The sequence below is a fragment of the Citrobacter sp. Cs237 genome (assembly GCF_030332325.1).
Taxonomy (GTDB): domain Bacteria; phylum Pseudomonadota; class Gammaproteobacteria; order Enterobacterales; family Enterobacteriaceae; genus Citrobacter_A; species Citrobacter_A sedlakii.
Genome location: NZ_JAOWIB010000031.1, coordinates 31,344 through 39,868, shown reverse-complemented (window position 1 = coordinate 39,868; position 8,525 = coordinate 31,344). Strand labels below are relative to the sequence as shown.

Sequence of the window (8,525 nt, the reverse complement as noted above, 5' to 3'; positions counted from 1 at the left end):
GTGGAGCGGTAGTTCAGTTGGTTAGAATACCTGCCTGTCACGCAGGGGGTCGCGGGTTCGAGTCCCGTCCGTTCCGCCACTTATTAAGAGCCCTGAGTTAACACTCAGGGCTTTTTCTTTGCCTGCCGTTCCATTATTGCCAAATTCGCAAAAATCCTCTGCGCTTTACGCTCTTTTTCCAGCTGCACCAGAAAGTCATAATCCTTTGAGTTTACAAACATACAGAATTAACGAGGAATTTTATGGCTATCCCGGCATTTGGTTTAGGTACTTTTCGTCTTAAGGACGACGTGGTTATTGCGTCCGTGAAAACAGCTCTCGCGCTGGGCTATCGTGCTGTCGATACGGCACAAATTTATGACAATGAAGCGGCAGTAGGGCAGGCGATTGCAGAAAGCGGCATTCCACGCGGTGACTTATACATCACCACCAAGATCTGGACTGAAAATCTGAGCAAAGACAAGCTCATTCCCAGCCTGAAAGAAAGTCTTAAAAAGCTACGTACCGATTATGTCGATCTGACGCTAATCCACTGGCCTTCGCCTAATGATGCTGTTCCGGTTGCAGAATTTATGCAGGCATTGCTGGAAGCGAAAGAGCAAGGACTCACTCGTGAAATCGGTATCTCGAACTTCACTATCCCATTGATGGAAAAAGCCATTGCCGCCGTAGGCGTTGATAATATCGCGACAAATCAGATTGAGCTGTCGCCTTATTTGCAAAACGGTAAAGTGGTTGAGTGGGCAAAACAGCACGGCATCCATATCACCTCTTACATGACCCTGGCGTATGGTAAAGCTCTGAATGATGAAGTGATTTCCCGTATTGCAGCGAAGCATAGCGCAACGCCAGCCCAGGTGATCCTGGCGTGGGCAATAGGTGAAGGCTATTCAGTCATTCCCTCTTCCACAAAACGGGAAAACCTCGCGAGTAATCTTCAGGCGCTGAATCTGAAGCTGGATGCTGAAGATAAACACGCAATCGCCACGCTGGACTGTAACGATCGCCTGGTCAGTCCCGAGGGGTTGGCGCCAGAGTGGGATTAATTCCTGATCTGTGCCTTCTCCCTTTCAGACAGCTCCTTCGGGAGCTGTTTTGATATGTTCGCTCAGAAAGTCGATGAACGCCCGAATGCGAGTACTCACCGCGCGATCGCTGTAATACACCGCGCTGAATGGCATCTCTACCGGCAAACGTTTATCGGCCATGAGCTCAATCAGCTCACCCCGCTCGATCTCCCGATCAATCATATAATCTGACAGACAGGCAATGCCGTTGCCGCTAAGGCAAAGCTGTTTAAGCGTCTCTCCGCTATTCGATGAAATACCGCATATAATTTCGTGAAGCTGACCGTCGCGACAGGCGATGGGCCAGGTATTAAGCGAGACCGGTTCGCTAAAGCCCAGGCAAAGGTGCTGCTTCAACTCTTCTACCGTCTCGGGTTTACCAAAACGCGATACATACTCTGGCGAGGCAATAATTTTACGGTAGCTGGTAAACAATGGTCGGGCGCGCAGGCTCGAATCCGTCAATGTGCCCGCGCGGATAGCCACATCCACTTTCCGTTCAATAAGATTGATAAAGGTCTCGGAAGAAACCAGAGAAAGGATAATCTCTGGATAACGCTCACGAAACGGTTTAATCAGCGGCATCAGAAAGTGCAGAACGACTGGCGTGGCCGCGTCAATGCGCAGCAGGCCACGCGGCGTGGTTCGCGTCTCCATAATCTCGGTCTCTGCCGCAGCCATCTCCTGCAGTACGGACTGCACGCGCCGGAAGTAACGTTCGCCTTCTTCCGTCAGGCTGAGCTGACGGGTAGTACGGTTAAGGAGACTGACGCCAAGCTTCATTTCCAGTTTTTTAACGGCCCGGCTGACTGCTGAGTTTGCCTGACCAAGTTGTTCCGCTGCGCGGCTAAAGCTTCCGCTTTCCACCACTGATACAAAGATAGCAAGTTCTTCCGATGTTGCTTTCATTTTTGCCTCTGAAGCAAAATTGTATTGTTATTTTGGATATTTTTGTAATTAAACCATCCCGGCATACTGCGTGTCATCTGAATAGTGATGAACTGGAGTAATTTATGCCTCTCGCGTTATTCGCGCTAACAATAAGCGCATTTGCTATTGGTACCACCGAGTTTGTGATTGTGGGGCTGGTGCCGACCATTGCCGAACAGTTATCTGTCTCCCTTCCTTCGGCGGGGATGCTGGTTTCTATCTATGCGCTGGGTGTTGCTATTGGCGCGCCAGTGCTGACCGCGTTGACAGGGCGCTTACCGCGTAAGCAGCTCCTGGTCGCGCTGATGGTATTGTTCACGGCGGGTAATCTGTTGGCCTGGCAGGCGCCGGGTTACACCACCCTTATTATTGCCCGGCTACTTACCGGATTGGCTCACGGGGTATTTTTCTCCGTTGGCTCCACCATCGCGACCAGTCTGGTGCCAAAAGAGAAAGCGGCATCCGCCATTGCCATTATGTTTGGTGGGCTGACAGTGGCTCTGGTCACTGGCGTGCCGCTGGGGACGTTTATCGGTCAACATGTTGGCTGGCGTGAAACGTTTCTGGCGGTTTCCCTGTTAGGCGTTATCGCGCTGATCGGCAGCCAGCTATTGATTCCGGCGAACATACCCGGACGCGCCGCGGCATCCCTCCGCGATCAACTGCGCGTATTAACGCATCCACGTTTGCTGCTTATTTATGCCATTACCGCGCTCGGGTATGGCGGCGTCTTTACCGCGTTTACTTTTCTCGCGCCGATGATGCAGGAGCTTGCGGGTTTCTCACCCTCAGCGGTGAGCTGGATCTTACTGGGATATGGCGTATCCGTGGCGGTGGGGAATATCTGGGGCGGCAGACTGGCAGATAAGCATGGTGCGGTACCCGCGCTAAAATTTATCTTTGCGGCGTTGTTTCTCCTGCTGATGGTGTTTCAGTTCACGGCCACCCTGCACTACGCTGCGCTGGCAACGATACTGGTGATGGGGATTTTCGCGTTTGGCAATGTTCCGGGACTGCAGGTCTATGTCGTGCAAAAGGCTGAGCTGTTTACCCCAAATGCGGTTGATGTCGCGTCGGGGCTGAATATTGCCGCCTTTAATATTGGCATTGCGCTGGGATCGGTGATTGGCGGGCAGACGGTTGAGCATGTTGGGCTGGCGCAGACGCCGTGGATCGGCGCGCTGATTGTTTTGGGCGCTTTTTTATTGCTTGGCGTCAGTGGCCGAATGGACAAGCCGCAACGCGTGGTCGCACTGGGGTAAGTGGCTTAAGTCAGCGCTTACTTACAAACAAACAGTAATTGGTCGTTGAAAGTGTGAGCTAAAATCCCTATAACAGAAGAACCAGTCCGACACCGGACTGGTTGACGTTACAGAGGTTTGAAAGTTAAAAGTGCGAAAAAACACCTATGCCATGCGCTACGTTGCCGGACAACCCGCTGAGCGGATATTGCCGCCCGGGTCGTTTTCGAGCATCGGCCAGGCATTACCCGCCGGGGCGCCGTTAAGCAGTGAAGATCGGATACGCATCCTGGTGTGGAACATATTCAAGCAGCAGCGGGCCGAATGGCTGTCGGTGCTGAAAAATTTCGGTAAAGACGCGCATTTGGTGTTATTACAGGAAGCACAGACCACGCCGGAGCTGGTCCAGTTTGCGACCGCTAACTATCTGGCGGCCGATCAGGTACCGGCGTTTGTGTTGCCGCAGCACCCGTCCGGGGTGATGACGCTGTCAGCCGCGCATCCGGTTTATTGTTGTCCTCTTCGCGAGCGTGAGCCGATACTGCGTCTCGCCAAGTCTGCACTGGTCACGGTCTATCCGTTACCGGATACGCGACTGCTGATGGTCGTGAATATTCACGCAGTGAACTTTAGTCTGGGGGTTGATGTGTACAGTAAGCAGTTACTTCCCATCGGCGACCAGATAGCGCATCACAGTGGTCCGGTGATTATGGCCGGTGATTTTAACGCCTGGAGCCGACGTCGTATGAATGCGCTGTATCGCTTTGCGCGTGAGATGTCCCTGCGGCAGGTTCGCTTTACTGACGATCAGCGCCGTCGGGCGTTTGGTCGTCCTCTCGATTTTGTCTTTTACCGTGGTCTGAACGTCAGCGAGGCTTCCGTACTGGTGACGCGCGCTTCCGATCACAATCCGCTACTCGTCGAATTCAGTCCCGGCAAACCTGATCAATAAGGTGAGTCAGGTCTGCCGTTGGGGCAGACCTGTCTGCGGTGCTGCCCTTTATCTTGTCAACAACGAAAGGACAGCACAATGACATCCCATTCCCACCACGATAACGTTGAAAAACAGTTTGGCTCTCAGGCCAGCGCTTATTTAACCAGCGCAGTACATGCCTCCGGACGCGACTTACAGCGTCTGGCAGCACGCTTGTTCTCTTTGCCGCAGGCCCGCTTGCTGGACATGGGGTGTGGCGCCGGCCATGCCAGCTTCGTCGCGGCGCAGAACGTCAAAGAGGTGGTGGCGTATGATTTATCCTCTCAGATGCTCGATGTTGTCGCTCACGCCGCAAACGAGAAGGGGTTTAGCAATATCACTACCCGTCAGGGTTATGCCGAAACCTTGCCATTTGAAGACGGCGTTTTTGACGTGGTTATCAGCCGATACTCCGCACATCACTGGCATGATGTCGGACGGGCGTTGCGGGAAGTGAATCGGGTACTGAAGCCGGGCGGGGTATTGATCGTGATGGATGTTATGTCCCCAGGACATCCGGTACGGGATATCTGGTTACAGACCGTTGAAGCGTTGCGGGACACCTCTCACGTGCGTAATTATTCTGCTGGCGAGTGGCTGTCGTTGATCAGCGAGGCGAGTTTCGTGGCCGACTCGTTATTGACCGATCGTCTGTCGCTGGAATTCCATTCATGGGTTACGAGAATGCGAACTCCCGCAGCGCTGGTGGAGGCGATCCGTATTTATCAGGAGAGTGCCTCGGCAGAAGTAAAAGCTTACTTCGACTTACAGGGCGACGGTTCATTCTGCAGCGACACGATAATGGTTGAAGCCCACAAAGCGGCATAAATAAAAAAGGCACTGGGGGGAATCCAGTGCCTTTATTTTTATTACCGCCTTCAGGAGTCCGGCGTAGCGTTGTTTTTTACAAACAACGTCAGCTGATCACCCGGCTGCAGATTTGCCGTATCGCTGTTCCAGCGCATCACATCTTTGATGTTTACGCCGTGACGTTTAGCAATGCTCGACAACGAATCGCCTTTCCGCACGCGATAGGTAATGCTGTCGCTGTTATTGGCCAGTCGCTGTGCACTGCTGCCAGCGCCGATCGTCAGGCTTTGGCCCACTTTCAACGATGATCCGCGCAGTTTATTCCACTGCTGCAAATCTCTGGTGCTCACGCCGAGACGCGAAGCAATGCCGGAAAGTGTATCGCCTGAACGAACGGTATAGCTACGACTGTTCAGCGGCGTGTTATCGGCCACCAACGTAGACTGCACGGCGGCAATCTCGCCGGAAGCCAGCGACTCACGCAGTTGCTCTGCATGCTTCTTTGGCACCATCACATACTGTGGACCGCTAACGCCCAACGTGGAGCCTTTCACTCCCGCGTTAAAGGTCTTCAGCTTGCTGACGGAAATCCCCGCCATGTCTGCAACCTGCGCCATTTCAACCGGGCTGCTCAAACGTACACGCGCCAGTGCCCGGCTTTCGTCCGGGGTGGGCAGACTCACGCCGTAACGTTTACTGTTCTTAAGAATATCGCTCAAGGCCAGCATCTTAGGCACATACAGCTTCGTTTCACGCGGCAACGGCAACGACCAGAAGTCGGTGGATTTCCCACGCGCCTTGTTCGCTTTGATTGCCTTCATGACCCGACCTTCGCCGCTGTTATACGCCGCTACGGTCAGTAACCAGTCGCCATCAAACATCTTGTTCAGACGCTGCATCATGTCGAGCGCTGCGGTTGTGGAGGCCACAAGATCGCGACGCGCATCATAATTGCGGGTCTGTTTTAAACCGTAATTGCGTCCCGTGCTCGGAATGATCTGCCAGATACCTGCGGCATTGGCGCCAGACGTTGCGTGAGGATCAAAAGCGCTCTCCACTATGGGTAGTAGTACCAGTTCCATCGGCATGTTACGTTTCTTAACCTGCCCGGCTATCCAGTACATATACGGCTCTGCCCGTAAAGTTACATCGTGGAGATAGCTCTTATTGCGTAAATACTTTTGTTTCTGTTCGCGAATCCGGTCATTCTCCGGAATTCCCATCTTTAGCTCGTCGCCAATGAAAGCCCACAAGTCTTGATCCTGCGCGAGGGACGTCCCATCGTCCATCCATCGCGCCTGACTCGTAAACTTTCCTGCTTCCCCTTGACCAGCTGCAGAAAGGCTCTGTGCGTGCTGTTGGACATTGCCTGCGTTTTGAGACGACTGGCAACCCACGAGCAGGACAGAGGCGAGTAATATCGCTTTTGCCTTCATGTGTGTGTCAATAGTTGCTTAAAAGACGACCGATCATAACGGCGAAGTTTTGAAAAGGCAACCCGGAATTGTCAGAAGGTGTCTTTCTTTGACCTTAACCATGCAAAACGCTGTTCAGGGTGTTGCAATATTGTTTCTTTGTTAATTTCATTAATTAAATCAGGATCTTCTGTTCGCAGAAAAATATTATTTTGCCGCTCATTTTTCAGAATTACGGGTAGTGTCATTTGTTTTTTTACCCGTAACTCATTAACTTTACGATAATAATCATTTATGAACGAATCGTGCGGAAGAATGCTTAAAGCAAACTTAAGATTTGCTAACGTATACTCATGAGCACAGCAAACAAGCGTATTATCAGGAAGTGCGGTTATTTTTTTAAGGGATTGATACATCTGGCTGGCAGTCCCTTCAAATAGCCGTCCGCAACCGCCCGAGAAAAGCGTGTCGCCGCAAAAAAGGTAAGGATGACTAAAGTAACAGATATGTCCTAAAGTGTGACCTGGGGTCGCGAATACGCTAAATTCATGTCCCAAAATGGGCACGGAATCGCCCTCTTTGACGATATGCGTAGCGCCTTTATTTTGTGTTTCTGCCGGTCCGTATACCACCAGGTGTGGAAAGTTTTGCGCCAGTTCTTTTACGCCGCCAACGTGATCGTTATGGTGATGCGTCAATAAAATGGCTTCGGGTTGCCAATGATTCTCGGCAATGGCGTGCAGGACTGGCGCGGCGTCGCCCGGATCGACAATCAGGCAACGACCTTCGTCATCACTCAGAACCCAGATGTAGTTGTCCTCAAACGCCGGAATACTGTTAAGATTCATTTATTACCTCTCTATGCGTAACGGATGGTTGTGATGAAACCGGCAAGGAACCCTCAGACAGTTGTAGCACCCGATCGCTGGGGCGATTTGCCCTGGGGCGAGTACTATCGTGAGGCGCTGGAACAACAGCTTAATCCGTGGTTCGCTAAAATGTATGGATTTCACCTGCTTAAGGTGGGCAATTTAAGCGCAGAAATCAACACAGAAGCCTGCGCGGTGTCTCATCAGGTCAATGTGTCGACCAAAGGCTCGCCTGTCCAGGTTCAGGCCGATCCGCTACATCTTCCTTTCGCCCCGAAATCGGTCGATGTCTGCCTGTTGGCGCACGCGCTCCCCTGGTGCGACGATCCTCACCGTCTACTGCGCGAAGCCGATCGTGTACTGATTGATGATGGCTGGCTGGTGCTCAGCGGTTTTAACCCGGTGAGCCTGATGGGGCTGCGTAAGCTGGTGCCGGTGCTGCGTAAGTCACCTCCTTACAATAGCCGAATGTTTACGCTGATGCGCCAGTTGGACTGGCTGTCCTTGTTGAATTTTGAGGTGATGTATTACAGCCGCTTTCATGTGCTGCCGTGGAAAAAGAACGGCGGAAAAATGCTGAGCGCGCATCTTCCTGCATTGGGCTGTATGCAGACGATTGTGGCGCGTAAGCGCACGATTCCGCTTACGCTTAACCCAATGAAACAGAGCAAAACCAAAGCGCGAATTCCCCAGGCCGTGGGCGCCACCCGGCAATTTCGCAAACCGGACGCTTAAGCTTCTTCTGTCTGATAACCGACATCTTCCCGGGTTGGGTTCATGGCTGCTGCGCGCGCCAGCTCATCGCAGCGTTCGTTTTCCGGATGGCCTGCGTGGCCTTTTACCCATTCCCATTTTATTTGATGCTGGCCGAGCGCTGCATCAAGCCGTTTCCACAAATCGACATTTTTTACCGGCTTTTTCTCTGCCGTTTTCCAGCCGCGTTTTTTCCAGTTGTGGATCCATTGAGTAATCCCCTGGCGCACGTACTGGCTGTCGGTGCTTAAAATGACTTCACAATGTTCTTTGAGCGCCTCCAGCGCAACGATCGCCGCCATGAGCTCCATGCGGTTGTTGGTGGTGAGGGTATAACCTTCACTAAAGGTTTTCTCGCGTCCGCGATAGCGTAAAATCGCCCCATAACCTCCCGGACCGGGATTACCCAGGCAGGAGCCATCGGTGAAAATTTCTACCTGTTTAAGCATCTCTGGTAGACTTCCTGT

9 protein-coding genes and 1 tRNA gene are annotated in these 8,525 nt (G+C 52.4%); 6 read left to right on the top strand and 4 right to left on the bottom strand.

The genetic code is table 11. From position 1 onward, the window contains the following. Nucleotides 1-2 precede the first annotated feature (2 nt). Both OGY07_RS00345 and dkgB read left to right on the top strand, forming a co-directional pair. Nucleotides 3-79 (top strand) — tRNA-Asp (locus OGY07_RS00345). Nucleotides 80-242: 163 nt separating this feature from the next. Beyond that, nucleotides 243-1,046 carry a 2,5-didehydrogluconate reductase DkgB gene (gene dkgB / locus OGY07_RS00340; RefSeq protein ID WP_060571100.1) on the top strand — a complete coding sequence of 268 codons (804 nt, stop codon included), beginning with the start codon at nucleotides 243-245 and terminating at the stop codon, nucleotides 1,044-1,046. A 24-nt stretch (nucleotides 1,047-1,070) separates the two neighbouring features. Here dkgB and yafC read toward each other — a convergent pair whose 3' ends face one another. Beyond that, entirely contained in the window at nucleotides 1,071-1,976 is a 906-nt protein-coding gene (gene yafC / locus OGY07_RS00335) for a DNA-binding transcriptional regulator YafC (protein ID WP_060571101.1), read from the bottom strand. A 104-nt stretch (nucleotides 1,977-2,080) separates the two neighbouring features. Between yafC and OGY07_RS00330 the strand changes: the two genes are divergently transcribed. The 3 genes from OGY07_RS00330 (at nucleotide 2,081) to OGY07_RS00320 (ending at nucleotide 5,039) form a co-directional block, all read left to right on the top strand. After that, complete coding sequence (locus OGY07_RS00330) at nucleotides 2,081-3,259, top strand: MFS transporter (protein WP_060571102.1); 1,179 nt, start codon at nucleotides 2,081-2,083, stop codon at nucleotides 3,257-3,259. A 130-nt stretch (nucleotides 3,260-3,389) separates the two neighbouring features. Beyond that, a complete protein-coding gene (locus OGY07_RS00325; protein WP_042286179.1) occupies nucleotides 3,390-4,190 on the top strand; it encodes an endonuclease/exonuclease/phosphatase family protein in 801 nt (266 codons plus the stop codon). Between the two features lie 78 nt (nucleotides 4,191-4,268). Continuing rightward, nucleotides 4,269-5,039 carry a class I SAM-dependent methyltransferase gene (locus tag OGY07_RS00320; RefSeq protein ID WP_060571103.1) on the top strand — a complete coding sequence of 257 codons (771 nt, stop codon included), beginning with the start codon at nucleotides 4,269-4,271 and terminating at the stop codon, nucleotides 5,037-5,039. A 50-nt stretch (nucleotides 5,040-5,089) separates the two neighbouring features. Here the strand turns inward: OGY07_RS00320 and mltD are convergent, their stop codons facing one another. Both mltD and gloB read right to left on the bottom strand, forming a co-directional pair. Further along, the gene (mltD, locus tag OGY07_RS00315) at nucleotides 5,090-6,457 is read right to left on the bottom strand and encodes a murein transglycosylase D (RefSeq protein ID WP_042286177.1); all 1,368 of its coding nucleotides are present in this window, start codon (nucleotides 6,455-6,457) and stop codon (nucleotides 5,090-5,092) included. A 71-nt stretch (nucleotides 6,458-6,528) separates the two neighbouring features. Further along, nucleotides 6,529-7,284, bottom strand: coding sequence for a hydroxyacylglutathione hydrolase (gene gloB, locus OGY07_RS00310; RefSeq protein ID WP_286597965.1), 756 nt, complete (start codon nucleotides 7,282-7,284; stop codon nucleotides 6,529-6,531). 33 nt (nucleotides 7,285-7,317) lie between these two features. On the opposite strand from gloB, the gene OGY07_RS00305 reads away from it, so the two are divergent. Further along, complete coding sequence (locus OGY07_RS00305; RefSeq protein WP_205612920.1) at nucleotides 7,318-8,040, top strand: class I SAM-dependent methyltransferase; 723 nt, start codon at nucleotides 7,318-7,320, stop codon at nucleotides 8,038-8,040. Here OGY07_RS00305 and rnhA read toward each other — a convergent pair. Next, a complete protein-coding gene (gene rnhA / locus OGY07_RS00300; RefSeq protein WP_042286171.1) occupies nucleotides 8,037-8,507 on the bottom strand; it encodes a ribonuclease HI in 471 nt (156 codons plus the stop codon). The two genes, OGY07_RS00305 and rnhA, sit on opposite strands and share 4 nt — an antisense overlap. Nucleotides 8,508-8,525: the final 18 nt, after the last annotated feature.

Coding starts and splice junctions, on each gene's coding strand:
- dkgB (WP_060571100.1), top strand. CDS start 243: ATGGCTATCCCGGCATTTGGTTTAGGTACTTTTCGTCTTAAGGACGAC.
- yafC (WP_060571101.1), bottom strand. CDS start 1,976: ATGAAAGCAACATCGGAAGAACTTGCTATCTTTGTATCAGTGGTGGAA.
- OGY07_RS00330 (WP_060571102.1), top strand. CDS start 2,081: ATGCCTCTCGCGTTATTCGCGCTAACAATAAGCGCATTTGCTATTGGT.
- OGY07_RS00320 (WP_060571103.1), top strand. CDS start 4,269: ATGACATCCCATTCCCACCACGATAACGTTGAAAAACAGTTTGGCTCT.
- mltD (WP_042286177.1), bottom strand. CDS start 6,457: ATGAAGGCAAAAGCGATATTACTCGCCTCTGTCCTGCTCGTGGGTTGC.
- gloB (WP_286597965.1), bottom strand. CDS start 7,284: ATGAATCTTAACAGTATTCCGGCGTTTGAGGACAACTACATCTGGGTT.
- OGY07_RS00305 (WP_205612920.1), top strand. CDS start 7,318: ATGAAACCGGCAAGGAACCCTCAGACAGTTGTAGCACCCGATCGCTGG.
- rnhA (WP_042286171.1), bottom strand. CDS start 8,507: ATGCTTAAACAGGTAGAAATTTTCACCGATGGCTCCTGCCTGGGTAAT.